The 26253-nt window shown below is 63.1% G+C and carries 23 protein-coding genes; 12 read left to right on the top strand and 11 right to left on the bottom strand.

Annotated features, from left to right (window positions below; genetic code table 11):
* Window positions 1–249 precede the first annotated feature (249 nt).
* The 5 genes from P0D87_RS28760 (at window position 250) to P0D87_RS28780 (ending at window position 3492) form a co-directional block, all read left to right on the top strand.
* The gene (locus tag P0D87_RS28760; RefSeq protein ID WP_053858845.1) at window positions 250–978 is read left to right on the top strand and encodes a DUF2242 domain-containing protein; all 729 of its coding nucleotides are present in this window, start codon (window positions 250–252) and stop codon (window positions 976–978) included.
* A gap of 579 nt (window positions 979–1557) precedes the next feature.
* Window positions 1558–1770 carry a hypothetical protein gene (locus P0D87_RS28765; protein ID WP_149029196.1) on the top strand — a complete coding sequence of 71 codons (213 nt, stop codon included), beginning with the start codon at window positions 1558–1560 and terminating at the stop codon, window positions 1768–1770.
* Entirely contained in the window at window positions 1767–2027 is a 261-nt protein-coding gene (locus P0D87_RS28770; protein WP_053858844.1) for a hypothetical protein, read from the top strand. Before P0D87_RS28765 ends, P0D87_RS28770 begins: the two co-directional genes overlap by 4 nt.
* A 277-nt stretch (window positions 2028–2304) precedes the next feature.
* On the top strand, window positions 2305–3057 hold the full coding sequence (locus P0D87_RS28775) for an IclR family transcriptional regulator domain-containing protein (RefSeq protein ID WP_006052582.1): 753 nt from the start codon (window positions 2305–2307) through the stop codon (window positions 3055–3057).
* Between the two features lie 222 nt (window positions 3058–3279).
* A complete protein-coding gene (locus P0D87_RS28780) occupies window positions 3280–3492 on the top strand; it encodes a hypothetical protein (protein ID WP_006052583.1) in 213 nt (70 codons plus the stop codon).
* 227 nt (window positions 3493–3719) lie between these two features.
* On the opposite strand, the gene P0D87_RS28785 is transcribed toward P0D87_RS28780, so the two are convergent.
* Window positions 3720–3995: a hypothetical protein gene (locus tag P0D87_RS28785; protein ID WP_053858843.1), complete on the bottom strand. Its 276-nt coding sequence runs from the start codon at window positions 3993–3995 to the stop codon at window positions 3720–3722.
* 80 nt (window positions 3996–4075) lie between these two features.
* Window positions 4076–4891, bottom strand: a complete 816-nt coding sequence (locus P0D87_RS28790) for a Mut7-C RNAse domain-containing protein (protein WP_053858842.1) — start codon at window positions 4889–4891, stop codon at window positions 4076–4078.
* A gap of 95 nt (window positions 4892–4986) precedes the next feature.
* Between P0D87_RS28790 and P0D87_RS28795 the strand changes: the two genes are divergently transcribed.
* Both P0D87_RS28795 and P0D87_RS28800 read left to right on the top strand, forming a co-directional pair.
* The gene (locus tag P0D87_RS28795) at window positions 4987–5856 is read left to right on the top strand and encodes an NAD(P)-dependent oxidoreductase (protein ID WP_006052586.1); all 870 of its coding nucleotides are present in this window, start codon (window positions 4987–4989) and stop codon (window positions 5854–5856) included.
* Window positions 5857–5996: 140 nt separating this feature from the next.
* Entirely contained in the window at window positions 5997–6632 is a 636-nt protein-coding gene (locus P0D87_RS28800) for a LysE family translocator (RefSeq protein ID WP_029970902.1), read from the top strand.
* A gap of 193 nt (window positions 6633–6825) precedes the next feature.
* Here P0D87_RS28800 and P0D87_RS28805 read toward each other — a convergent pair whose 3' ends face one another.
* The 5 genes from P0D87_RS28805 to P0D87_RS28825 all read right to left on the bottom strand — a co-directional run bounded on the left by P0D87_RS28805 (window position 6826) and on the right by P0D87_RS28825 (window position 12968).
* The gene (locus P0D87_RS28805; RefSeq protein WP_053858841.1) at window positions 6826–7650 is read right to left on the bottom strand and encodes an OmpW/AlkL family protein; all 825 of its coding nucleotides are present in this window, start codon (window positions 7648–7650) and stop codon (window positions 6826–6828) included.
* A 193-nt stretch (window positions 7651–7843) separates the two neighbouring features.
* Window positions 7844–9094: a DUF2957 domain-containing protein gene (locus P0D87_RS28810; protein WP_053858840.1), complete on the bottom strand. Its 1251-nt coding sequence runs from the start codon at window positions 9092–9094 to the stop codon at window positions 7844–7846.
* A gap of 99 nt (window positions 9095–9193) precedes the next feature.
* Entirely contained in the window at window positions 9194–10615 is a 1422-nt protein-coding gene (locus P0D87_RS28815) for a DUF2957 domain-containing protein (RefSeq protein WP_053858839.1), read from the bottom strand.
* A gap of 487 nt (window positions 10616–11102) precedes the next feature.
* Window positions 11103–12050, bottom strand: a complete 948-nt coding sequence (gene argC / locus P0D87_RS28820) for an N-acetyl-gamma-glutamyl-phosphate reductase (protein WP_006053040.1) — start codon at window positions 12048–12050, stop codon at window positions 11103–11105.
* A gap of 315 nt (window positions 12051–12365) precedes the next feature.
* Window positions 12366–12968, bottom strand: coding sequence for a YbhB/YbcL family Raf kinase inhibitor-like protein (locus tag P0D87_RS28825; protein ID WP_006053041.1), 603 nt, complete (start codon window positions 12966–12968; stop codon window positions 12366–12368).
* Between the two features lie 323 nt (window positions 12969–13291).
* On the opposite strand from P0D87_RS28825, the gene P0D87_RS28830 reads away from it, so the two are divergent.
* Window positions 13292–13981 carry a response regulator gene (locus P0D87_RS28830; RefSeq protein ID WP_006053042.1) on the top strand — a complete coding sequence of 230 codons (690 nt, stop codon included), beginning with the start codon at window positions 13292–13294 and terminating at the stop codon, window positions 13979–13981.
* A 155-nt stretch (window positions 13982–14136) separates the two neighbouring features.
* Here P0D87_RS28830 and P0D87_RS28835 read toward each other — a convergent pair whose 3' ends face one another.
* On the bottom strand, window positions 14137–14823 hold the full coding sequence (locus tag P0D87_RS28835) for an orotate phosphoribosyltransferase (RefSeq protein ID WP_006053043.1): 687 nt from the start codon (window positions 14821–14823) through the stop codon (window positions 14137–14139).
* A 422-nt stretch (window positions 14824–15245) separates the two neighbouring features.
* Here P0D87_RS28835 and P0D87_RS28840 point away from each other — a divergent pair, with 422 nt between their 5' ends.
* Together P0D87_RS28840 and P0D87_RS28845 are read left to right on the top strand one after the other, a co-directional pair.
* Window positions 15246–16478: an MFS transporter gene (locus P0D87_RS28840; RefSeq protein WP_006053044.1), complete on the top strand. Its 1233-nt coding sequence runs from the start codon at window positions 15246–15248 to the stop codon at window positions 16476–16478.
* A gap of 278 nt (window positions 16479–16756) precedes the next feature.
* Entirely contained in the window at window positions 16757–19039 is a 2283-nt protein-coding gene (locus P0D87_RS28845; RefSeq protein WP_053858838.1) for an NADP-dependent malic enzyme, read from the top strand.
* 130 nt (window positions 19040–19169) lie between these two features.
* Here the strand turns inward: P0D87_RS28845 and P0D87_RS28850 are convergent, their stop codons facing one another.
* Complete coding sequence (locus tag P0D87_RS28850) at window positions 19170–22781, bottom strand: indolepyruvate ferredoxin oxidoreductase family protein (protein ID WP_053858837.1); 3612 nt, start codon at window positions 22779–22781, stop codon at window positions 19170–19172.
* A 367-nt stretch (window positions 22782–23148) separates the two neighbouring features.
* Here P0D87_RS28850 and P0D87_RS28855 point away from each other — a divergent pair, with 367 nt between their 5' ends.
* Window positions 23149–23346: a hypothetical protein gene (locus P0D87_RS28855; protein WP_053858836.1), complete on the top strand. Its 198-nt coding sequence runs from the start codon at window positions 23149–23151 to the stop codon at window positions 23344–23346.
* Window positions 23347–23511: 165 nt separating this feature from the next.
* Here the strand turns inward: P0D87_RS28855 and hppD are convergent, their stop codons facing one another.
* Window positions 23512–24609, bottom strand: a complete 1098-nt coding sequence (hppD, locus tag P0D87_RS28860) for a 4-hydroxyphenylpyruvate dioxygenase (protein WP_053858835.1) — start codon at window positions 24607–24609, stop codon at window positions 23512–23514.
* Window positions 24610–24782: 173 nt separating this feature from the next.
* On the opposite strand from hppD, the gene P0D87_RS28865 reads away from it, so the two are divergent.
* On the top strand, window positions 24783–25280 hold the full coding sequence (locus P0D87_RS28865; protein WP_029970894.1) for an Lrp/AsnC family transcriptional regulator: 498 nt from the start codon (window positions 24783–24785) through the stop codon (window positions 25278–25280).
* A 96-nt stretch (window positions 25281–25376) separates the two neighbouring features.
* Here P0D87_RS28865 and P0D87_RS28870 read toward each other — a convergent pair whose 3' ends face one another.
* A complete protein-coding gene (locus P0D87_RS28870) occupies window positions 25377–26045 on the bottom strand; it encodes a GNAT family N-acetyltransferase (protein WP_006053050.1) in 669 nt (222 codons plus the stop codon).
* Window positions 26046–26253 lie beyond the last annotated feature (208 nt).

The following is a 26253-nucleotide window of genomic DNA, read 5'->3' on the forward strand; positions in this document are numbered from 1 at the left end:
TCGCTGATGTGCAGGGCGGAGCGTCGTCAAGGTAGCCCTGGCGGCACCTGCGGCCCTAGCGGCAGTCCCAGCGGCACTCATTCAGTGCTGCCATCTTCACCATCCCCCCATCCACCAGACACCGACAGACGGCCGCCACTCGCGCACCGTCGGCTTCGCTGCACGCTTTTTACGCACAAGCGTCAACCGCTCTACAATGCATTTCCCTCGCGGCTCGTCCGCATGTACGCAGCGCTTTTTAGATTGACCATGTCCACCTCGCTTTTCAAAACCACCGTGGCCTCGCTGTGCGGCCTGATGCTGCTCGCCGCTTGCAGCAGCGCCCCCACGCCGAAATTCCAGCAGGAGTTGTTCGAAACCGGCGCGAGTCCGTACGCGCGCAATTTCAATTCGAGCGTGACCGACACCTGCGAAGCCGCGCGCCGCGCGCTGCTGAGCCAGGGCTATCTGACGACGATGACGCGCAACGATACCGTCGACGGCACCAAGAACTTTCAGCCGTCCGGCGATACGCATGTTGTCGTCGAATTTCACGTTGTGTGCACGCCGGGCGAGGAGGCGAGCAGTACGAGCATCGTCTACGTGAATGCGGTGCAGAACGGCTTCGCGCTGAAGAAGAGCGATACGTCGGCGAGCGTTGGCCTGAGTGTGCTCGGGTCGCTGTCGCTGCCGATCCGCTCGAACAGCGACGCCATGGTGAAGATTTCCAGCGAGACCATTCCGTCCGGCAAGTTCTACGACCGTTTCTTTGGTCTCGTCGATCATTATCTGCAGACGGTCGTGCGCACCCAGCCGGTGGTCAACGACCGCATCGAAACGCATCTGTTGCCGATGCCGGTCGAGGCAGCGCCGCCCGCATCTGCGTCGATGTCTGCGCCGATGTCCGCGCCGGTGTCCGTGCCGGTGTCCGAAACGCCGGAGCTGATCGGCAAGGCCGCCTCCGTCCAACCGGCGAGCGAAGCCGGCACGCTTCGCTGACTCTTCATTGATTCTTCACTGACTCCTCACCACTGCCTCGCCGCTGAACGCAGCGCGCTTCGCTTGCAAAAGCGGCGCGCGGCGGCAGTTCTCCTATGTCGTTTACTTCCTTCGTATACATACGTAGTAGTAGTTAACAAAGGTTAGCCCGCTCTGTGGATAACCGCTGATTCTTCCGTTACATCAAGGTAATGGGAATTCGATAACCCCGCGGGACGACTCTGTAGAAAAACTACGAAGCCGGGATAAGTTTGGGGCGGTCGGCAGCGAAGTCGGTCTTATCAAGATTTCGCGCACAGCCTGTTCCATGCACTGTCCCGAGGTTATGCAAAGGCTCGTGTGGATAACTCATAGTCGGCGCCGCGTTCTGCGCGCGGTTGTCTTTCGTCTGCCGTTTGCTCGCGAGCGTACAGACCGCTTACAGCGCGAAGCGCACATTGAACGTGGCGGTACGAAGCTTGCGACTCTCTTTTTGCAAGCGTGAGTGTTGCTATTTCGTCAAAAAGCTTTGGCAATGCCCGATCGAGGCATAGAGTTAAAGTGTTTTCTGAAGTTATTGGTGCGGTGCGGGGGTGTGGAATGAAGCGCAGAACAGCACGACAGTTGGTCCGTCTTCTCTCGGATATCAGACATGCTACCCATTGCAGCACGCTGCGGGCGGCGGCGACGAACCGGGATATGGCGCTTGCATCGGCCGAGCGGGACGAAGCCTCGCGCGACAGTCAATCCAACGACGATACCGACACCACCCGCGAAGCCCCGGAAAACAAGCCGGCGAGGAGCGGATCATGAGAGCCGCGAGCGAACAGTCGTTGCGTTTCCTCGTCGACAAATGGCTCGCGCCGGCGCCTTCGGCGGCGGTCCACGTCACCGAATTCAGCCGCACGCGCGTCGGCGGCCGACGCTATGTGCGCGTCGAGACTTCCGCGGCTGACGCCGCTACCGGCTCGCGCGGACTCTTCTTCTTTCGCCACGACGACGGCTGCTGGTGCGTTTTTCCGCCGACGGCCGACTCCCCGCACCTCTATACGCATCCGCGAGCCGCTTGAGCGGTCGTCGCTGCGGCACTCGGTCGTACCGCTTCCGCTTGCGCGCGCTTAAGTTAAAACGCACACCGATTCGCCCCACTACAACCCGACGCACGGCGTGACAGGCCACCGTCCTCGCGCGCGATAATCGCGCGAAGACGCCACGGCTTCGGGCACAATTGCGCGCAATCAACTGCATTCGGTGATCCGCCGCATGCCCCGTATTTCGCGCGGCCGACGCTGGCGGCATGGCGACGGTCGCATCGCCACATTAGCGGGCGAAAATCTCAGGCAACCGATGGACGACAAAGACTGGATCGCCGGCGCCGCGAAGGCATTGGCGATCATCGAGGCATTCGACGAAGAGCACGCGCGCATGACGCCCACGGCAGTAGCCGGCCGCGCCGGCTTGTCGCGCACGGCGGCGCGCCGCTATCTGCTGACGCTGCGCGAACTCGGCTACGTCGACACGGACGGCAAGCTGTTCTGGCTCGCGCCGCGTGTGCTGCGGCTCGGGCAGTCGTACCTCGACTCCGCACGCTTGCCGCGCACGGTCCAGCCCTTCCTGCAACGGATCACGGCGACGCTTCAGGAAACGGCGCTGGTCGCGATTCTCGACGAACACGATGTGGTCTACGTCGCCCGCAACGGCGTGAATCGGGCGATGGCGGTCGGCTTCGTGCTCGGCTCGCGCGCGCCGGCGCCTTTGTCGTCGGCGGGATTGGTGTTGCTGGCGTTTCAGGCGCCCGAGAGCATCGAGCAATGGCTCGCGTCGTATCCGATCAAGGTGTTCACGCCGCACACGTATGCCACCATCGAAAGGCTGCGCGAAGTGCTCGGCGAAATCCGGCGCAACGGCTACGTGGTCACCGATCAGCAACTCGAGCTCGGCGTGCGCGGCGTCGCGGTGCCCTTGCGCGACCGGCATGGCACGGTCGTCGCGGCGATCAGCGTGAGCATGCCGATCGGCGAAGAATCGGCGAACGCCGCGCTGCACCGCGTTCTGCCGACGCTGCTCGAGACCGCGAGCCTGCTGCGCAACCTCGTCTGACGGCGGGCCAGGGAATCTCCCTGGTATCGCGCGCTTGTGGGTGAAAGCGTCTCGAAAGCGAGCTGTCTCCAGGAAAATACATATCGGGTTTTGCGCATGACAAACTCCCTACGCCAGGTAATACTCTCCCGCGGGGAGCGGCAGGGCGCCTGAGTCCTGCGTGCTTCGCCGTGCAGCTATTTCATTCACACTGACTCAGTCGTTAGGTTTGGGGAACAACACATGAAAAAAGTTATCGTCTCGCTCGCAGCTGCATCGATCGCGCTGGTCTCGGTTCAAGCTTTCGCACAAGCATCGGACGCAGCCGCTCCGGCCGCTGCAGCTAGCGCACCGAAGAAGCACCACGTCAAGAAGCTGAAGTCGCACGGCAAGCGCGCTCCGGTCGCTGCAGCGGCATCGGCAGCCGGCACGAACGACAAGGGCACGCAGAACTAAGCAGGCGCCCGTTCGCCAGGCAGCGCTGCTTCGCTCGTTGTACGCGCCGCTAGTGCGGCGCTCGTCAGCCGATCGAATGCAGTCGCCAAGCAAAAAGGCCAGAGCTCGTGCTCTGGCCTTTTTGTATTTGCGCTCCGTTCGGGAGAGGGCGGCGCCGTTTCCAACGCAAAACGTCGTCAACCCGCGTCTTAAAGCAGGCGCACATGCCGCGCCGGCGTTCGCGGCACTTAGCCCGCGAGTCCGCGCTTGATCACTTCGCTCAGCAGTCCCGTCATGCCTTCCGGATGCTCGGCGGCGCGCTCCTTCAATTCGGCGACCAGTTCGCTATTCAGCTTGCACGCGAACGGAACGAGGCCCTGCGCCTGATCCAGCTTGCGCTGCTCGCGGCGATCGAGTGCCGGCGCCGCGGCGGCTTTGCCGAAGCGCTCGGCGGTGGACTGCTTCATTGCGTTGTTGAGCTTGAGTGCCTTGTTTTTTTCAAGGTCGGTCTTTTTCATCGCCATACGTCAGGCCTCTGCCAGATAAGTAATCCCGCATTGTACGCACCGTGCGTGGCGCCGCGCGAACGAACGGCCTATGCGTCTCACGGCGCCACGCCGGACGCGCTTGCATCGCGAGCGTCGGACGCGTCGCGACCGTTGGGAGCTTCCGATTGAGCCGGCGTCGCCGCCACGCTGTCCATCAGCGCGCGCATTCGTTGCCAGTGCGTGCCTTCCCAGAACACGCGACGGCACACGTCGCAGGTGACAAACTGGTTATGCCGCTCCAATACGCCGTCGGGCGCGCGGTCGCCAACTTCATCGCGTGCAATGCGCCTTAGCGGCGCGTTGCACATCAGGCATAGTCGGAACGGCTGGGCGCTGCCTGCGAGATCCAGCCGTTCGAACACTTCGCGCAATTGCTCGCGCGGCCTGAGCGTGCGGATATAGCAGCCGTGCGTGATGGTGCGGCGTTTCAACAGCTCGCGGTCGCGGGTGAGAACGATGCGGTCTTCCGCGGCGGCGAGCGCCTCGATGCGGGCGTCGGGAAAGTTGTTGTCGTAGAGCGTGTCGAAGCCGGCCAGGCGCAGCAGCGGCGCGAGCCCGCCAAGATGCGCATCGGCGATGAAGCGAACCACGCGCAGCGGCCGTTCGCGCACGCGCAGCAGCGGACGGATGTCGAGCGCTTCGAACTTCGGATAGACGGCGACGCGGTCGCCGTCCGCGAGCGGGTGATAGAAACCGACGGACTCGCCGTTCACCAGGATCAGTTCGACTTCGGTATGCGGCACGCCGAGCGATTCGATCGCGTGCTTGGTGGTGGCGTCACGCGCGCATGCGTAGGCGAACGCGCGCCGGCGCAGCGGCCGGGCGAGAAAATCGTTCAGCTCCTCGTAGAAGCGGAAAGTCGCGGTGACCATCGTCGAAGTATCGCACTGCGCGCCGTTGCGTGCTTTTCCTGCATCTGTCGCGTGGCTGTGCTTTACTTCCACATCTTTAGAAGACGGAGCCACAGATGGACATCGGTTTTATCGGTCTCGGCGAGATGGGCGCCGCGATGGTTGCAAACATTCTGAAAGCGGGGCACCAGGTGCGCGTGTGGAACCGCTCGCCGGAACGCGCGCAAGCGCTCGCCGATGCAGGCGCACGGATCGTCGCCACGCCGGCCGAAGCGTTTGCCGGCGACGCGGTGTTCTCGATGCTCGCCGACGATGCCGCGCTGCGCGAAGTCGTGACGGCGTCGTTGCTCGAGCATGCGCCCCGCGGGCTGATTCACGTCAACATGGCGACGATTTCCGTTGCGCTCGCCGAGGAACTCGCGACCGCGCACGCATCGCGCGGTGTCGATTACGTCGCCGCTCCGGTGCTCGGCCGGCCTGACGTGGCCGCCGCCGGGAAGCTGACGATTGTGGCGGGCGGGCCGGCTGAGGCAATCGACCGCGTGCAGCCGGTGTTCGACGCGATCGGTCAGAAAACCTGGCGCATCGGCTCGCTGCCGCAACAGGCGAACGTGATCAAGCTGGCCGCGAACTTCATGCTCGGCGCGGCCGTCGAGACGCTCGGCGAAGCCGCTGCGCTCGTGTCCGGACATGGCCTCGCGATTCAGGATTTCCTCGACGTGATTACGAGCGGCATTTTTCCGGGACCGGTCTATGCCGGCTACGGCAAGATGATCGCCGAGAACAGCTACGAGCCGGCGCTCTTCAAGGCGCGTTTGGGACTGAAGGACTTGCGTCTCGCACTGGCCGCCGCCGACGCCGTCACGACGCCGCTGCCGATTGCGAGCGTCGTCCGCGACAGTCTGATCGAAGCGGTCGCGCATGGCGACGGTGAGAAGGATTTCGCGGTGCTGGGGCAAGTGGCGGCGCGGCGGGCCGGACGGTGATTTGATGGGCGGCTGGCGGCTTACCGGCCGCCTATGTCGCGGGCGACCGCGGCAACCACCCCATCCGCCAAACCCCCCGCCAACAGAAAATCCCCCTTCAAGCGATAATCTCCCCCCAATCCCCAACCAGCGGAAACATCATGAGTCTGCATACCTGGTGGCTTTTCGTCGCCACAGTTTTTGTCGTGTGCGCCATTCCCGGCCCGAACATGCTGCTCGTCATGACCGACGGTGCGCGGCACGGCCTGCGTCGCACGGGCGCGACGATGGCAGGCTGCCTGTCGGCGCTGGTGCTGATGCTGGCGGTGTCGGCGGCGGGGCTCGGCGTTTTTCTCGAAGCGTGGCCGACCCTCTTCGATGCGCTGCGTTTGATCGGCGCGGCCTATCTCGTGTATCTCGGCATCAAGGCATGGCGCGCGCCCGCTGACGAAGCCGCCGCGTCCGCTGCCGACGAACTGGCCGCGAAGCCCGCACGCTCGCGCCTCGCGCTGTTTCGCAACGGCTTTCTGGTGGCGGGCAGCAATCCGAAGGCGATTCTGTTTGCCGCCGCGCTGCTGCCGCAATTCATCGAAGCCTCGCTGCCCAAGCTGCCGCAGTTCGGCATTCTGGTCGCCACGTTCGCCGTGATCGAGGTGAGTTGGTATTTCGTGTACGCGGGATTCGGCACGCGCATCGGCAACCGGCTGAAGAGCCGCAGCGTCGCGCGAGTGTTCAATCGGCTGACGGGCGGCGTCTTCGTCGGCTTTGGCGCGATGATGGCGCTGGTCCGGCACTGAAGCGCGGCGTTTGCGCCGCGCCGGTCGCAAGCACATGTGGCGAAAGTGCAACAAGAGGGGAGAACCCTGATTTTCATGTTGCGTCGCACCAAACCATTTGCTATAGTTCGTCTTGTCTCCTCCATGTCTCCTCTGATATGGATTCAGCCCGCCAACTTAGGCGGGCTTTTTTTTGCCCAAAATTCCGGCCTCGTCAGAACTTGTACGAAACCGCGAGGAAGGAAATGAGCGGGTCCGCTTTCAATTCGGCCCTCGACACACCGAGCTCCGTGCCGTCCGCCGCCTTGATGATGACCGACGAGGTCGTCTTCAACGGAATGTAGGTCACCGAGGCCACGAGACCCCAGTGGTCCGTGATGTTGTACGCGAGCCCGGCGTTGAACACCGGCGCCCACGACGACGAAGCCTTCGCCGATACCTGCGTCTTGCCCGGCTTGCCCGCGCCCGCGGCGAGGATGGCGCCGAGGTTCTCCTGCGTCGATTGAACGAAGTTCTGACTGAGCTGAATGTCGGAAAACCAGTTGTACGACACGCCGACGCCTACAAACGGCCTGAACTTCGCCGTCGGTGCATTGAAGTAGTACTGAAAGAGCAGCGCCGGGCTCCACTGGCGCACGCTTTTCACGATCGGATTCGCTTGCGGATCGCCAATGTCCTGCTGGCCGAGCGCGCCCGCCGGCCCCGGCGGCTTGATCGTGCCGTGCCCGTAGATTTTGAAGACGGGCGGCACGCCGGCTACGGTCGTCACGGCAATGTGATCGGTCAGGTAATGGCTGAATACGAGGCCGACCGTGTTGGCCGTGTTCGTCGACAGACTCGTGCCCGCCGATGTGAACGAGTTCGGCAGGCGCAGCGGCGTGTTGATCGGCGTCGGCGCGACGTTGGTCGTCAGCGGCGTGCTCGAATCCTTCGGCATGACGTGGAACCAGCCGAGTACGGCTACGTTGTCGCCGGCATGCTGTGCATGAGCGCTGACCGACAGGCATGCGGCCAGAATCGCGAGACAGATTCTTCTCATGTTGTTATTCCTCCTTGGACGCTCGTCGGGCGCAAGGCGAGCGGGACGAGCGGGACGAGCATTGGCGCGCGTTTGCGGGTAGCCGCGAGGCCGGCGCGCAAGACAGCCGTTGTGCCGGTCGCCGCGCTGCAAGGCGCGGACGGCAGCCGGGCGCGAACGCGTCGAGGCGCGCTGACGGCGCGCCACACGCCCGTTACTGGACGAAGGCGCCGATCGTGAAGTACGGCGAGGCCGCGTTCGACAGATCCAGGTAGCCGAACACACCGCCCGTGAAAATCATCTTTCCGGTCGGCGTATTGCCGGTGGATGCATTGACGTGCGTCGTCGTGACCACGCCCGGCACGGCTTGCGTGAAGTCGAGGTTCAGCGCGGTCGCGAGCGAAGCCTGCGACGGGTTGAACGGATCGAGCAGCGTCGCCTGCGTGCCTGCGAGCGCGGTGGTGCGATAGTCGAACTGGCTATCCACGCCGATGTACTCGCCGTTCTGCGAGTTGACCGCCACCGAGGTTTGCGGCGACAGAATCGAGATGCCGGATTCGTCGTCCGCGTACGGTCCGAGCGCGCCGTTTTGCGGCACGGTCACCGACGAATTCGCCGCGCCGGCGCGCACCAGAATCGGCACCAACTGGTTGCGCAGCTTGCCGACGATCATGTAGCCGCGCCCTTCCGGCGTCGTGGCGAGCGTGGGCTTCGCCTGTCCCTGGAAGTTATTGGTCTGGAACGCGCCGCTGCCGTCCGCGGCCTGCGTAAAGTTGCTGCCTGGCTGCAGGCATTTGCCCGCGTTCACGCCCGAGTTGTCGCACTCGGTCCACGTGCCGTCCGCGTTGATCGTTATCTTTGTGTCCACGGCGACCGGCGCGAAATTCTGCGACGGCACCTGGTGATAGCCGAGCTGGTTGTACGTGCCGGCCACCTTCGCCAGATCCGTTTCAATCGACGAGAAACCGATGAACGGGTAATACGGGAACCTGGTATCGGGCACCGCGCCCACGCCGAGAATCCCGCCGAACGAGATTTCCGCGCCCGGAATCGTGCCGCCCGCCACGCCTTCGCCGACAAAAATCCGCGCGGGGCGGTTCGGGTCGAGGCTGGCGCCGTTCAGGCGGAACGCGCACTGGTTGAGCTTGGTGGTCGGCAGCAGCGTTTCCTGGGTCAGCGTGCCGCTCGCGGTCTGGCCGGCGCGCGTCGGCACGACGGTGCCCGTGGTCGCCGGAATCGGAGATTCGACATAGGTGACCTGCCACGTCATCTTCGTCGTATCGAGTTGCAGCTTGACGAGTTCGCCGTCACCGCCGCCGCCCGTGTAGACCGTGTTGTAGTCGAGCGTCGCGGGACACAGCCGAACCTGCGTCATCGGACCGTCGCCATTGCCGCCACCTCCGCCGCCGCATGCCGTCAGCAACGGTGCCGCGAGTGCGAGCACCGACAGGAATCTCCATTTCATACCGCCTCCAGAATTTTTTCGTTGTAGATGGCCGGCTCCCAGTCCAGCCACCGCTTGCTCTTTTATGTCTCTCACCGCAGACTACGTTTGCTTCATCGGCTACTTGCTGATTTGCGCTCCGATGCCGAAGTACGGCGTGCTCGGTGTGTCCGAATTGGCCGATGTCGGCGTGATGCCGTCGTTCTGCGTGCCCTGGATCGCGATCGCATACAGGCCGCCCGACGCGATCGCAAAGCCGGTCTTGCCCTTCGTGTCCTGCACGCCGACCAGGCCGGGGCTCGCGAGCCCGTAGCCGAGGCCGAAGCCGCTTTCGGCCGCCGACGTCGTCGGATTGATAAACGTGCCGACGCCGCCCTGGATCAGTGTCGCGGTGTACTTGAAGTTGGAATCCGCGCCCACGTAGCCGCCGTCGAAGCCGCCCGACGCAAGCGGCGTCGCCGCGGCGAGCATGGCGATGCCGGACTCGTCGTCGACTTTCGCGTCGAGATGAAGCGGCGCGGTGCCCAGGTTGATGTAGCCCGTGCGCACCACGAGCGGCACGGTCGCGCTGTTGATCTGGCCGAGGATCATGTGCGCGGTGCCGGACTTGCCCGTCGCGCCGATCAGCGGAAGCCGGAACTGCGGGACGATCTGCGCCGCCTGCTGGCTGTCGAAGTAGCCGTTGCTGTTGAGCGTCCACGGATTGCCGGTGGACAGGCAGCCGCCCGCGTTCGGCGAGTAGTCCGGGTTCGCGGTGTTGCTGCTCGTGCAGGTGCCGCTCGCGTCGAAGGTTTCGACAGTGTTCGTCGCGACCGTCGCGTAATTGCCGGACGGCGCGAGGTGGTACAGCAGACCGTTGTAGGTGCCCGGCAGCTTTGTGATGTCCGTGGTGGTGCTGGCGAAGCCGAGGAACGGATAGAAGTCGAAATGGCGATTGGGCACCGCGCCGATGCCCGAACCGATGAGCGGGATCGACAGCCCGTCGAACTGGATCGTCGCGCCAGGAATGCCGCCGCCCGCGACGCCCTGGCCGACGAGGATCATCGGCGGATTCGGGTTGTTGGCGAAGTCCGATGTGGTGTAGGGCTGGCCGTCGCCGGCCGCCGTGCCGGTGCCGGCGCCGAGTATGAACGCGCAGCGCGTTTGCTCGGCGGTCGGCAGCGTGCCCGCCGGCGGATGGATCACCGCGCCCGCGATCTGCGTGCCCGCGCGTGTCGGCGTGACGGTGCCGGTGCGCAGCGGGATCGGCGATTCGAGCCACTTCAGCGTGTAGGTCATCGCCGTCGCGTCGATGTTCAACTGGACCACTTCGCCGCTGCCGGCGCCGCCGAGGAACGTGCTTTTGACGATATCGGCGGTGGCCGGACACAGCGCGGCCGCCGTGCCGCTCGAGGCGGGCGGACCTTGAACGCCGCAGTTCGAACCCGAGCATTGCGGCGCGTTGATCGGGCCGGGATTATCGGATTTGCCGCCGCCGCAAGCAATAAGAAAAGGAGTCGTGGCAATAGCCATTGCCAAGCCTCGAATAATGGCGTCCGCCATGCTGCTGTCTCCCTTCATGTATTTGTGCGAGCTAATTTCGCCGCGCGATTAATGCCTGTCAATTGAATGAGCCGTCTAAAAAGGTCGATTCAAACAGCGGCGTTTCGGGCATGCGCACAGTGCGTGGGCGCAAGCGGCCCTTTTAAACAAAAATGCGAATTCGAGGCAAAGCGGCTGTACCGTTGTTTCGCCGCACGCCCTTGCCAGGTAAGCGTTGGAGCAAAAAGGCTCCATCATCTTCGAACGACCGTTCGATAAAAAATCCGGAGTTTCCCCAGGCGGAAAACTATGCTGATCGGCTCGTCGACGGGAAGAGTTACCTGAAAAATTCCAGGCAGCCTCGTTTTGATTTTTTAAGTAATGCGGGCTACTACTGATTAATGTTTAAAGAAAGTCGGAGCGGCGGGTTTAAAACAAAAAGCCGGTCTTGTAGACCGGCTTTCGCAATGCTGACAAACGGCCAATTGCCGCGGTATTTTAACTTTCGTTATCGTTTCAAACCGCTTTCCTCGGGGGCGCCGATTGCCAGATTCATACACTGGATCGCCGCGCCCGAAGCGCCTTTGCCCAGGTTGTCGAGCCGCGCGACGGTGACGAAGCGCTCCGGCGTGCCGAACACGAACAGATCGACGCGATTCGTGTCGTTGTTCGCCTGCACGTCGAAGAAGCCGCTGTCCAGATTCGCCTCCGAGTCGAACGGCGCGACGCGCACGAATGCTTCGCCTGCGTAGTACTCCGCGAGCAGCGCCTGCACTTCTTGCGGCGTGGTTTTCCGCGCCAACTGGCGCGGCGAGAAGTACGTGGTGACCGCGAGGCCCTTGTAAAAGCCGCCGACGATAGGCGTGAAGACCGGTGACGACTTCAGCCCCGTATGCGCCGCCATTTCCGGCAGATGCTTGTGCGTGAGAGCCAGCGCGTACGGACGCGGGCTCTTGAGCTTGTCGTTACCGCCGGCTTCGTAGTCGGCGATCATTTTTTTGCCGCCGCCGCTGTAGCCGGTGATCGAATAAGCATGAGCTTCGAACTCGGGCGCGACCACGCCGCTTTCCACGAGCGGGCGCATGGCCAGCACGAAAGCCGACGCGTGACAGCCCGGCACGGCGATGCGCTTGGCGGTGCGCAGGCGTTCGCGCTGCGAGCGAGCGAGTTCGGGCAGGCCATAAGCCCAGTCGGCCGACGTGCGAAACGCGGTGCTCGCGTCGATCAGCACCGTGCGCTCGTTCGCAACGAGAGCTGCCGACTCGCGCGATGCCACGTCGGGCAGGCACAGGAACGTGACGTCCGACGCGTTGATGAGACGGCGGCGCTCCTCGATATCCTTGCGCTTCGCTTCGTCGATACGCAGGATTTCCACGTCGGCGCGCTGCGACAGGTATTCGAAAATCTTCAGGCCGGTCGTGCCTTCCTGTCCGTCGACAAAAACTTTCGTGCTCATCTCGATCTCACTGGCTATCTGGTTACAGCTTGGAAACAGCGCGCGACGCCGCGCGAAAACACCATTTTAAGACCTCATCGCCATGCGCGTGCGCAAGCGGGGGGAAACGGCGCGAAAAACGGCGGAAAAACCACGATGCCCGCGCGAAGTGACAGCCGCGTGACTTGTGGGTTTGACTGCGATGCGGGCGTCGGGCGTCGGGCGTCGGGCGTCGGGCGCCGAGCGCCGAGCGCCAAGCGGCTCAGCCAAGCGCGGTATCACCGCGACCCAGCCGGCTTTCGGCGCAACACCGCGCGCGCCGGCAAGCGCGCCGCGTTAGCGCCCGTAATTCACCACCATCCTCGCGCTGCCGAGCGCCGCCGTGCCGATCTCGTGATCGAACATCAGCGCCGGGCGGCCTTGCGCGAGGCGCAGGTCGGCGGTGTTCAGCGCATACACGGTGATCACGTAGCGATGCGGTTTGCCGGGCGGCGGACAAGGACCGCCATAACCGTCGATGTCGAAGTCGTTGCGGGCTTCCACCGCGCCGAGCCGTCTCAGGAAACCCGACGCGCTCGCGTTCTCGGGCAGGCTTGCGACGCTCGCCGGAATGCCCGCCACGGCCCAATGCCACCAGCCGCGGCCGGGCGCATCGGGATCGAACAGGGTGATCGCGAAACTGCGCGTTCCAGGCGGCGCGTCGCGCCAGGTCAGTTGCGGCGAGCGGTTGCCGCCCTTGCAGTCGTCCTGATCGAAGACTTGCGGGGAATTCACTGTGCCGCCCGCGCGGAAGCTCGCGCTGGTGAGCGAGAACGCGTTCTCGGCTTGGGCGCGCGAGCCATGCGCGAGCCCCAGCGCGAGACCAAGCGTGGCGCAGACAACAAGCGGCGTGCGGCGAAACGATGAAGCGTGCGAAACAACCAGGCAACGCAAGCGCATGTGCCGGTTCTCCTGTGTCGATCGGAGTCGGCGCCGGGCGCCTGCTCAGATCCCATGCAGCATCAAGGCGCTGCGAGGACGCGAGGCAATTGCCTCGCGGTGTTTATTGTCCCTATTTTGTACCTGAACGTCGAATCGAGTCTAAGCTTAGGTTTATGACGCATCATTGTTATGCCGCGTAAGCGGATTGCGAGCCTAAAATCGGCTATAGTCGAAAGAGTTTACGCGATGTGGCCCGTGTTCCTATTAGTCAAATTGAACATTAAGAATAAGAAGGCATGTCAGAGGTTTTGGAGAGGGGTTTTCCTGTCGAGGTACGGGCAATGCAAGACGTAGTCAAGGTTGTCATCGCTGACGATCATCCAGTTATTCTATTCGGCGCCGAACAGGCTTTACTCAAGTTCCCCGGCATCCAGGTGGTCGCGCGAGCGAGGCAGTCCACGGAACTCATCAAGGTCCTGCAAACCGCTGCATGCGACGTGCTCGTCACAGACCTCGCCATGCCGGGCGGCCAGTACGGCGACGGCCTGCCGTTGGTCGGCTACCTGCGGCGCAATTTTCCGAACCTTCCCATCGTCGTGCTAACGATGCTGGAGAACGCCGCGTTGCTGCAACGGCTGCGGGAACTCGGCGTGACTTCGGTCGTGAATAAATCCGACGACCTGAGCCACATCGGGCTCGCGGTGCAGCACGTCAGCCGGCACCTCGAATATCTGAGCCCGTCGGTGAAGGCGTCGCTCGATGCGCTGCGGATGAATTCCGGCGGCAAGAGCGACGAAGTGATGCTGTCGAGGCGTGAACTCGAAGTGGTGCGCCTGTTCGTATCGGGAATGACCATCAAGGAAATTTCCGAGCAACTGAACCGCAGCATCAAGACAATCAGCACTCAGAAAAATACGGCGATGCGCAAGCTCGGCATCGACCGCGATTCGGAGCTGTTTCAATACGCGCAAAGCAATGGTTTGCTGAACCTGTCGTCGCATTCGGCGGAAGACACGGGCGACCTGGTTTAGCCGCGCGCCGCACTTCTTGTGCGGCATAGAAAAAGCCGCGTTAAAGTCGTCAAAGAAAAAGGCCGCCTGTCGCAAGACAGGCGGCCTTTGTGCTTCTGCTTCTGCGGCTGTTGCCGCGATGCGATGTAATGCGATGCTATGCGCTACCGCCGCGCTTATTGCGGCGTCGACGTTGCGCCGCCGTGCGCGGCCGACCATTCAGCCGGCGAGTGCAGGAATTTTTCGACTTCGTCGAGCGTCTTCGTGTCGAAGTACTTGTTGTCCTTGGCGACGCGCAGCACGTCCCACCATGTCGCGAGCGCGTGCAGATCGACGTCGATGTCTTTCAGCACCGACACGCTTTCCTTGAAGATGTTGTAGTGGAACAGCACGAAGCAGTGATTCACCGTCGCGCCGGCCGTGCGCAGCGCATTGATGAAGTTGATCTTGCTGCGGCTGTCGGTGGTCAGGTCTTCCACCAGCAGCACCCGCTGACCTTCGGTCAGCAGACCCTCGATCTGCGCATTGCGGCCAAAGCCCTTCGGCTTCTTGCGCACGTATTGCATCGGCACCATCAGGCGGTCGGACAGCCATGCCGCGAACGGAATGCCTGCGGTTTCGCCGCCGGCCACGGCGTCGATCTGCTCATAGCCGACGTCGCGGAGAATGGTGGTTTCAGCCATTTCCATCAGGCCGCGGCGCACGCGCGGATAGGAAATCAGCTTGCGGCAATCGATATAAACCGGGCTCGCCCAGCCGGACGTGAAAATGTACGGTTTCTCCGCGTTGAAGTGCACTGCCTGCACTTCGAGCAGCATCTTGGCGGTGGTGTCGGAGATCGTCTGGCGATCGAAGCCTGTCATGGGCGGGTCCTTGGATTGAGCGGGGGAGCGGGCGCCGGGCCCGGTGGCGCAGCAAGCGGGATACGCCGCGCCGTGCTGGGCGGAATATGCAGCCGGCCAGTGGATGCTGGCCGGTTTTTGCTGCGCGCGTAGGCCGACATTTTACCTGAAACGGCTCCTTCAGACGAGGCCGGCGTGCGCGTGGGCGGTCAATTGCAGTCGCCAAAGGCGAGCCGGGCGCGTGCCCAAGGCGCAGGCCAACCCGGTCTCCAACACCGTTCGCCGAAGCCTGGTCGGACAAGCGTTGCGCCGTTCGCGTCGCGCTTCGCATAGGCTTTTTGGCTAGCTTGTGAGCAACCTGGGGCGCCTTTACACTCACGCGAATTTCTCCGACGCCGGCCGCAGCTCGCCGCCCGCCGTCCAACGATCCCGGATTGCTTTTAATGACGCCCGCTTCCTCCACCGCCGACACGCCCGCCTCCGCCCGACCCGGCTACGCCGCGCGAGCGCTGATCGCGTCCGCGCTCGGCTATGCCATGGACGGCTTCGACCTGCTGATTCTCGGCTTCATGCTGCCGGTCATCGCTGCGGACTTGCATTTGAGTTCGACGCAAGCCGGTTCGCTCGTCACGTGGACGCTGATCGGCGCGGTCGCGGGCGGCCTGATCTTCGGCGTGCTGAGCGACTATTACGGCCGCGTGCGCATGCTGACGTGGACCATCCTCGTATTCGCGGTTTTCACCGGTTTGTGTGCGCTCGCGCAAGGGTATGGCGACCTGCTCGTGTACCGGACGATCGCCGGCATTGGGCTGGGCGGCGAGTTCGGCATCGGCATGACGCTTGTGGCCGAAGCGTGGCCCGCCGCGCAGCGGGCGCGGGTGTCGTCGTATGTGGGCCTCGGGTGGCAACTCGGTGTGTTGGCGGCCGCGTTGTTGACGCCGCTTCTGTTGCCGGTTATCGGCTGGCGCGGCATGTTCGCGCTCGGGCTGTTGCCCGCTGTCGTGTCGTTCTTTGTGCGGCGACGCGTGGAGGAACCGGCGCTCTTCACCGAGCGCGTCGCGCGCGGCATGCGCAAGCTGCCGCTCAAACTGCTGATCGCCGATGCCCCCACCGCGCGTGCGAGCCTCGGCGTGGCGGTCCTCTGCTCGGTGCAGAACTTCGGCTACTACGGGCTGATGATCTGGCTGCCGAGCTATCTGTCGAAAACCTTCGGCTATTCGCTGACGAAATCCGGCGTCTGGACTGCGGCCACCGTGGTCGGCATGGCATGCGGCATCTGGCTCTTCGGCGTCGCGGCGGACCGTTTCGGCCGCAAACCGGCGTTCCTGTTCTATCAGGTCGGCGCCGTCGCGATGGTCTTCGTCTATGCGCATCTGACCACGCCCACGGCGCTGCTGATCGGCGGCGCGGCGATGGGCGTGTTCGTCAACGGCATGATCGGCGGTTACGGCGCGCTGATTTCCGAGCTGTATCCCACCGATGCACGCGCCACTGCGCAAAACGTGTTGTTCAACGTGGGCCGGGCGGTTGGCGGCTTTGGGCCCGTCGCGGTCGGCGCGCTGGCCGCGCATTACTCGTTTGGCACGGCGCTGGTTTTCCTCGCGTCGATCTATCTGCTCGACGTGCTCGCCACACTCTTTCTGATCCCCGAACGCCGCGGCGCCGAACTCCACTGAGCGCCGCCGCGCAGTCTGCCGATGCGGCGCTGCAGCATGACTGGCGGGCGTTTCGCCAATGGCGAGCCGCGTTAACCAGTCCGTGTGTCGACTCGCGCGGGGTGTACACTAACCGACCCCGCGTAGCACTCCGCACCGTCCCGCCTCCGCCGGGGACCGACGCCGCGCCTAACCGGCGCAAGCGAACAGCGCCCCGGTCGATCATCCATTCGATAGCAGGAAGCGCCGCCAGCGGTGCAGTGTGCCGGCCCAAATTTCTTACGTCTCGCAGGCAAAAAATGGACGAACAACTGAAGCAAAGCGCTCTCGCGTATCACCAGAATCCGAAACCCGGCAAGATTTCGGTCACGCCGACCAAGCCGCTGTCGAACCAGCTCGACTTGTCGCTCGCGTACTCGCCGGGCGTGGCCGCGGCCTGCATGGCGATCTACGAGGAGCCGCTCGACGCGCAGAAATACACGTCGCGGGGCAACCTGGTCGGCGTGATCACCAACGGCACGGCCGTGCTCGGCCTCGGCAACATCGGCCCGCTCGCCGCAAAGCCGGTGATGGAAGGCAAGGGCTGTCTCTTCAAGAAGTTCGCGGGTATCGACGTGTTCGACATCGAGCTGTCCGAGTCCGATCCCGACAAGCTCGTAGAAGCGATTGCGATGCTCGAGCCGACGTTGGGCGGCATCAACCTGGAAGACATCAAGGCGCCGGAGTGCTTCTACATCGAGAAGAAGCTGCGCGAGCGCATGAAGATTCCGGTCTTCCACGACGACCAGCATGGCACGGCGATCATCGCGTCCGCGGCGATTCTCAACGGCCTGAAAGTGGTCGGCAAGAAGCTCGACGAAGTGAAGCTCGTCTGCTCGGGCGCGGGCGCGGCGGCCATCGCGTGTCTGGATCTGCTGGTCAACCTGGGTCTGGCGAAGCAGAACATTCTGGTGGTCGACTCGAAGGGCGTGATTTACGAGGGCCGCGGCAATCTCGATCCGTCGAAGGAACGTTATGCGGCGAATACCGAGGCACGCACGCTGGCTGACGCGATCCGCGGTGCCGACGTGTTCCTCGGCTGCTCGAGCGCAGGCGTGCTGAAGCCGGAAATGGTCACCGAAATGGGCACCCAGCCGCTGATTCTCGCGCTGGCGAATCCGGAACCGGAAATCCGTCCGGAAGAAGCGAAGAAAGTGCGCCCGGACTGCATCATTGCGACTGGCCGTTCGGACTATCCGAACCAGGTCAACAACGTGCTGTGCTTCCCGTTCATCTTCCGCGGCGCGCTCGACGTCGGCGCGACCACGATCACGGAAGAAATGAAGCTCGCGTGCGTGCGCGCGATCGCGGAACTCGCGGAAGAAACCGATCAGGGCGACGAAGTCGCGAAGGCGTATGAAGGGCACTCGCTGGAATTCGGTCCTGAGTATCTGATTCCGAAGCCGTTCGATCCGCGTCTCATCATCAAGATCGCGCCGGCCGTTGCGCAAGCGGCGATGGATTCGGGCGTCGCGACCCGTCCGATCAAGGACATGGACGCGTATCGCGAAGAACTCGGCACGACCGTTTATCGCACGGGCATGGTGATGCGTCCGGTGTTCGCGGCGGCGAAGTCGGAGCCGGCGCGCATCGTGTTCGCCGAAGGCGAGGACGAGCGCGTGCTGCGCGCCGCGCAGTTCGTGCTGCTCGAGAAGATCGCCAAGCCAATTCTGGTCGGCCGTCCGTCGGTCATCGAGATGCGCCTGAAGAAGATGGGCTCGAAGCTCAAGTGCGGCGAAGACTTTGAGATAGTCGATCCGGAAGACGATCCGCGTTATCAGCAATGCTGGCAGGCGTATCACGAACTCGGCGCGCGCGAAGGCGTCACGCCGGACGTCGCGAAGGCCGCGATGCGCAAGTTCAATACGCTGATCGGCGCGATTCTCGTGCGTCTCGGCGAAGCGGACGGCATGATCTGCGGCATGATCGGCCAGTACCACACGCATCTGAAATTCATCGAGCAAGTGTTGGGCAAGGCGGACAACGTCGCCAACTTTGCAGCAATGAATCTGCTGATGCTGCCGGGCCGCAATCTGTTCATCTGCGATACGTACGTGAACGAAACGCCGACCGCAGAACAGCTCGCCGACATGACCATGCTGGCCTCGCGCGAGATCGAAAAGTTCGGCATCACGCCGAAGGTCGCGCTGCTGTCGAATTCGAACTTCGGCAGCGCGCCGTCTTCGTCGTCGCAACGCATGGCCGCGGCTCGCAAGCTGATTGCCGAACGCGCGCCGACGCTCGAGATCGACGGTGAAATGCACGGCGACGCGGCGCTGTCGGAAGTCGTGCGCAAGGCGGCGTTCCCCGGCACGACGTTGTCGGGCGAAGCCAACCTGCTGATCATGCCGAACGTGGAAGCGGCGAACATTGCCTACAACCTGCTGAAGATGGTCGGCGGCGAAGGCGTGACGGTCGGGCCGTTCCTGCTCGGCGCGGAGAAGCCGGTCCATGTGCTGACGCCGGCTGCAACCGTGCGCCGGATCATCAACATGACGGCGGTGGCTTCGGCGAACGCGCGCAAGTCGGTGAACAGCAAGTAAGCGAGGCGGCGCTCGTTTCTACGAGCGTCGTCGGGCGAAAAAAAACGCCACGGAATGAGCTTCCGTGGCGTTTTTTATGTGCGCCGTGATCCTGGCGTTAGCGGCCGGAACACGGCGCGCTTTGGCAACGTCAAGCCGCGTGCTGCGTCGTGCCCGCCTGCGGCGAGCGCCAGCGCGCGAGCAGATCGTTCCACTTCACGCGCACGCCTTTCAGGTTGTTTTCCTTGATGTGTCCATAGCCGCGGATGCCGTCCGGCAGATTCGCAAGTTCGACTGCCAGCTCGCGGTTCTGCGCGTTAAGCCCGCCGATCAGTTCGCGCACCAGCGTTTCGTACTCGCCGATCAACGCACGTTCGGTGCGACGCTCTTCCGTCTTGCCGAAAATGTCGAATGCCGTGCCGCGCAGGAACTTCAGCTTCGCCAGACCATGCATTGCGCTGAAGACCCACGGGCCGTACTTCTTCTTGATCAGATGGCCCTGGGCGTCTTTCTTCGAGAACATCGGCGGCGCGAGGTGAATGTGCAGCTTCCAGTCGCCTTCGAAGCTCGCTTTCAGCTTCTCGATGAACGCCGGATCGCTGTATAGCCGCGCGACTTCATACTCGTCCTTGTACGCCATCAGCTTATGCAGATTCTTCGCGACCGCTTCGGTTAGCGGCAACTGGCCGTCGCCCGAATCGAGCGCCGACTCGGCCGCGCGCACTTGTGAAACCAGCGCGCGATAACGCTCGGCGTATGCGCTGTTTTGCCATGCCGTGAGGTAGGCAGCGCGCTTGTCGATCAACGTGTCGAGGGCTTTCGGCGTGTGCAGCGAAATGATCTTGCTGCTAGTGGCGTTGGCCTCGGCATCGGTTGCGGCACCCGCGCGCTGCGATTGCGCGAACTTGCGCACGGTCGCCGGATCGTGTGCCGCGCGGCGGCCCCATTCGAATGCCGCGCGGTTTTTCTCGACCTGCACGTTGTTCAACTCGATTGCGCGCATCAACGACTGATACGTGAGCGGCACCCAGCCGCGTTGCCACGCGTAGCCGAGCACGAACGGGTTCGTGTAGATCGCGTCGCCGAGCAGCGCGACCGCGAAGTGATTGGCGTCGACGGTATCGACGCATTCATCGCCCGCCCCCGCGCGTACGTCCGCTTCCGTGCTGCTGCCAGGAAAGCGCCAGTTCGGGTTCTTGATGAGTTCCGCGGTCGGCGTGTGCGCGCTATTGAGCACCACGCGCGTTTGACCGGCTTGCATCCGCGACACGCATTCGTCGCTTGCCGTCACGATTGCATCGCAGCCGATCACGAGACTCGCTTCGCCCATTGCGATGCGCGTGGCGTGAATGTCGTCGGGCTTGTTCGCGATCTGCACATGGCTCATCACGGCGCCGCCTTTCTGCGCGAGGCCGGTGACGTCGAGCACCGTCACGCCCTTGTTCTCCAGATGCGCGGCCATGCCGAGCAGCGCGCCGATCGTCACGACACCCGTGCCGCCGACACCTGTCACCAGCACGCCGTAAGGACGGTCGATGGACGGCAGCGCGGGTTCGGGCACCGGCGGCATAGCGTCGCCGACAATGCCGGATGCCGCTTTCGGCTTGCGCAACTGACCGCCTTCGACGGACACGAAGCTCGGGCAGAAGCCGTTCACGCAGGAGAAGTCCTTGTTGCAGGTGGACTGATTGATCTGGCGCTTGGTGCCGTATTCAGTATCGAGCGGCTCGACTGACAGGCAGTTCGACTTGACCGAGCAGTCGCCGCAACCTTCGCACACCGCCTCGTTGATCACGACGCGGCGTGCCGGGTCCGGATACGCGCCGCGTTTCCTGCGGCGGCGCTTTTCGGTCGCGCAGGTCTGGTCGTAGATCAGGATCGTCGTGCCGGAAATCTCGCGCAACTGGCGTTGCACTTCGTCGAGCTTGTCGCGATGGTGAATGTCGATGCCGGGCGCAAGACCCACGTTCGCCGAATATTTTTCGGGCTCGTCGGTGACGATCACGATCTTCGACGCGCCTTCGGCCGCGAGTTGATGCGTGATCTGCGGCACGGTCAGCACGCCGTCGACCGGCTGGCCGCCGGTCATCGCGACTGCATCGTTGTAAAGCAGCTTGTAGGTGATGTTCGCCTTCGACGCGATGGCCGCGCGAATCGCGAGCAGCCCCGAGTGGAAGTAGGTGCCGTCGCCGAGATTGGCGAACACGTGCTTGTCATTCGTGAACGGCGCCTGGCCGATCCACGCGACGCCTTCGCCGCCCATCTGGCTGAACGTGCTCGTGCTGCGGTCCATCCACACGGTCATGTAATGGCAGCCGATGCCCGCCATCGCGCGCGAGCCTTCCGGCACATTCGTCGACGTGTTGTGCGGGCAGCCCGAGCAGAACCACGGCTTGCGTTCGGCTTCGACGCGCGGGCGCGCGAGCGCCTTTTCCTTTGCTTCGATTACCGCGATGCGCGCGGCGATGCGGGCGCGCACGTCGGACGGCAGATCGAACTTGGCAAGCCGCGCGGCGATGGCCTTCGCGATGATCGCGGGCGACAGTTCGTAGTGCGCCGGCAGCAGCCAGTTGCCCATCGGCACCGACCATTCGCCGCCCGCGCCGTCTTTCTCGTCGAACTTGCCGAACACACGCGGACGCTGCGCGTCGGGCCAGTTGTACAATTCTTCCTTGATCGCGTATTCGAGAATCTGCCGCTTTTCTTCGACCACGAGAATCTCGTCGAGACCGCGAGCGAAGGCTTGCGCGCCTTGCGCCTCGAGCGGCCACACGCAGCCGACCTTATAGAGGCGGATGCCGATGCGCGCGCAGGTTTCGTCGTCGAGACCGAGGTCGGTCAGCGCCTGGCGCACATCCAGATACGCCTTGCCGCCCGTCATGATGCCGAAGCGCGCGTGCGGCGAGTCGATCTCGACGCGATCCAGCTTGTTCGCGCGCACGTAGGCGAGCGCCGCGTACCACTTGTAGTCGAGCAGACGCGCTTCCTGCACGAGCGGCGGATCGGGCCAGCGAATATTCAGACCGCCTTCGGGCATCGCGAAGTCGTCCGGCAGAACGATCTTCGTGCGATGCGGATCGATGTCGACGGAAGCCGACGATTCGACCACGTCGGTCACGCACTTCATTGCCACCCACAGGCCGGAGTAGCGGCTCATTGCCCAGCCGTGCAGGCCGAAGTCGAGATATTCCTGCACGTTCGACGGGAACAGCACCGGCAGCCCGCATGCTTTGAAAATGTGTTCCGACTGATGCGCGAGTGTCGACGATTTGGCCGCGTGATCGTCGCCGGCGAGCACGAGCACACCGCCATGCCGCGACGATCCCGCCGAATTGCCGTGCTTGAAGACGTCGCCGGAACGGTCGACGCCGGGGCCCTTGCCGTACCACATCGAAAACACGCCGTCGTATTTGGCGCTTGGGTACAGATTGACCTGTTGCGAACCCCAAACGGCGGTCGCCGCGAGGTCTTCATTGACGCCCGGCTGGAACACGACCTGATGTGAGGCGAGATGCTGTTTCGCCTTCCACAAGGATTGATCGAGTCCGCCGAGCGGCGATCCGCGGTAACCGGAGATGAAGCCGGCCGTGTTCAGGCCGGCGGCGCGGTCGCGTTCCTGCTGCAGCATCGGCAGACGCACCAGCGCCTGGATGCCGCTCATGTACGCGCGGCCGCGTTCCAGAGTGTATTTGTCGTCGAGCGTGACGGAAGATAGAGCGGCTTCGAGCGAAGCTCGCTGACCTGCGTCTAGCGGGGCATTCATTATGTGTACTCCTCCACCCAGTTTGGGATCGCCAAAACTTTTTGGGCCGCGGCATCTTGTGAATGCGTATGGCCGGGGTCGCCATATTGACGTGTTTTAAGTGATGGTAGCACTGGTGAAAACCCGCCGCATCGCGGCAGAAAGTTCGCTGTGCTGCCGCCGCCATGCGGCGTTCATGCTGGTTGCTGTTTGTTGCAAAGTTCGCCTAACGTCTGTGAGTTGCCGGTGTAACAAGCTGTAAAACCTACAATCTCATGGAACCGCGCAGCAGATGCGTGTCTAACACCGCACCTGTGAGCAATGTCTGTGTAACGCGTCGCATGTTGCGGCGCTTCAGGACAACAGGGCAGTTAGAAAAGGAGTACGCATGAACACCAGAAATATCCAGACCTTCCTGATGGTTTCGGCCGCCTTTTTCGCCATGAGCGCGCCGGTGCGCTCGAACGCGGGTACGGGCACGCAGTCGAGCGTGATTAGCCGCACGGCGCTGGTCGCCCCGGCGCGTGTCGCCATCAACCGCATCGCGCGGGAAAGCGCGTCCGCGAAGGAAGACCAGAATTCGTGACGCGCTGCTGATGCGGCGTGTCGACGGTTAAACCGGCCGTCGCTCAGCGTTGAGCGGCGGCGCAAACGACAAGGGCGGGGATCGTTAGATCCTCGCCCTTGTCGTTTTATTGGCCTCGTTTTATTGGCGCATTACCCGCCGCGCCGGATACAGGCGCTTGGCGGCTCAAGCCTTGTCCTGCACGACGCCGCGGCGAATCTGATCCAGTTCGATCGATTCGAACAGCGCCTTGAAGTTGCCCTCGCCAAAGCCCTGATTGCCCTTGCGCTGAATGATCTCGAAGAAGATCGGGCCGATCTGGTTCTCAGTGAAGATTTGCAGCAGCAAGTCGTCCGGCGCGCCGTCGATCAGAATCTTGCGCTTGCGCAGTTCGTCGAGCGGCTCGCCGTGATTCGGCACGCGGCGGTCGACGAGTTCGTAGTACGTGTCGATGGTATCGAGGAGCGAGATGTTGGATGCGCGCAGGCCGTCGACGGTACGGTAAATGTCGTTGCTGCCGAGCGCGATGTGCTGGATGCCTTCGCCGTGGTACGCATCCAGATATTCCTGAATCTGCCCGGAGGTCTCGGAGCCTTCCTCGTTGATCGGAATGCGGATCTTGCCGCACGGTGACGTCATCGCTTTCGACTTCACGCCCGTCACCTTGCCTTCGATGTCGAAATAGCGCACTTCGCGGAAATTGAAGAGGCGCTCGTAAAACTCCGCCCATTCCTGCATGCGGCCCCGGTGGACGTTGTGCGTCAGGTGATCGATGTAGGTGAGGCCGTGACCGACTGGGTTCGGATTCGCGCCGGCAATCGGCTCGAAGTCCACATCGTAAATGTCGATGTCGCCGACGCTGCCCGGCGCCGCGTCGTTCTTGCCGCGCCAGCGATCGACGAAATAGATCAGCGAATCGCCGATGCCCTTGATTGCGGGAATGTTCAGTTCCATCGGGCCGGTTTTATTGTCGAAGCCCCACGCGCCTTTTTCGATGGCCTGCCTGTAGGCCTTGCCCGCGTCCTGGACGCGGAACGCGATCGCGCAGATCGACGGACCGTGCAGACGCGCGAAGCGTTGCGCGAACGAATCCGGCTCGCCATTGACGATAAAGTTGATCTCGCCTTGCCGGTAAAGCGTCACATCCTTATGACGATGACGGGCGATGGCGGTAAAACCCATCTGCTCGAACAGCTTGCCGAGCGCTTTGGGATCGGGGGCGGTGTATTCGATGAATTCGAAGCCGTCGGTGCCGACCGGATTGTCCCAAGTTGAAACCTGCATTTGTCTCTCTCCATGTCGAGGGCGCGTGGCGCCGGAGTCGCGCGCGCAATGCCGGAGCGCGACCGAATGACGCAAGTGTAAAGGCGGGATCGCGCTCGAAACTTGCGAACTTAATCGCACTGGCGTAGCGTGGCGCTATTTTCTAGCTCAATCTCCGAAAACGGCGGCAGAAAGTGACTCATATAGAGATAGACGCCATCGACCGGCGTATTCTGGCGATCCTTCAGGAGAATGGCCGGTTGTCGAATCAGGAGATCGCGGAGCGGATCAATCTGTCGCCGAGTCCGTGTTTGCGGCGCATACGGCGGCTCGAGGAGAGCGGGGTGATTCGCGGCTACGTCGCGCTGCTGGACGCGCAGCGCCTCGGGCTCGATCTGCTCGCATACGTCAACGTGCGGCTGGAAAAGCGCGGCGGTTCCGCGCTAAGTCCGCGCGGCGAGGCGACCCACGCCGACCTGTTCCGCGCGGCCGTGCAGACGTGGCCGGAAGTGGTGGCGTGTCACGCAATGACCGGCGAGATGGACTATCTGCTACGCGTTCAGGTGGAGGACATGGCGCACTTTTCGCGCTTCGTGCAGGACCAACTGCTGCATCACCCGTCGGTGATCGACGTCAAAACGAGCTTCTCGCTGGAAAAGATCAAGGAGACGACGGCGTTGCCGATCTTATGAAAGTGCATGGGTTGGGGCGCGCGGCACACGGCCGGTAAACCGCAAAGGGCAGCCATGAGGCTGCCCTTTGCATTGATGACGGCGTTTGCCCGAAGTTCAGGCCGCAGCGGCTGTCGGCATGAAGGACTCGAGCAATCGCGAAGTGCGGCGTGCCTGGCGCTTGAGCGCATAGTCGAAGACGGCAGCCTGTTCCTGGAGCATTTCCGTGATGATGCTCGTTTGGTCGGCCGGCGGCAGCGTCAGATAAGCGTCTGCTTCGCCGTACGCGTACTCGATCTTCATGCCCGCTTTTTTCGCGATGTGCATCATCGTCGAGTTGCGCGACAGACAGTGCATGTACAGCGTGGTGACATGCGTGTTGCGGCTGCGAATGGCCGCGCGCTCAAACAGCCTGGAACCGATACCCTGGCCGCGCACGCTTTCGAGCACGGAAACGCCGAACTCCGCCGTGCGCTTGTCGCCTTCAGCCGGCAAGTAAGCGAGGTGACCGACGCCCGTAAGCTGCAACTGATCGTCGAACACGCCGAACACGGTGTCGCGCTTGAAATCGATTGCGCGGACGTAGTTCTCGATGACGTGGTCGGGCACGACCTGACCGAAACGCAGCAGGCGGTCGTCTTCGTCGAGCGCGAGGAAGTGCGTCAGCAGACGTTCACGGTCGACCGCGGTGAGTTCACGAACCAGAGCAGGCGCACGACCGGCAGGCAGCGACGCGCGATCGTGCGCGACGATCGGCTCGGCGGCGCGGGGTGTAATCATGTTCATGGTCAGGTTCTCCTTGTCATCGTGCGGCGTTGGTGCACCGCAAAAACGATTCTAACGGAAACGCTAACCGATCACTAGGGAAAACCCGTATCTTTATTCGAGGGTGCTGCCTAACTGCGGGGGCGTTTTACGGTTAACCGGTTGATTCAAAAAGATAATTAATAAAAGAACGAGCGTGCGTGGCACGATGTCGCGCATATGCGACGCG

This window comes from Paraburkholderia sp. RL17-368-BIF-A (genome assembly GCF_046054045.1).
GTDB lineage: Bacteria > Pseudomonadota > Gammaproteobacteria > Burkholderiales > Burkholderiaceae > Paraburkholderia > Paraburkholderia graminis.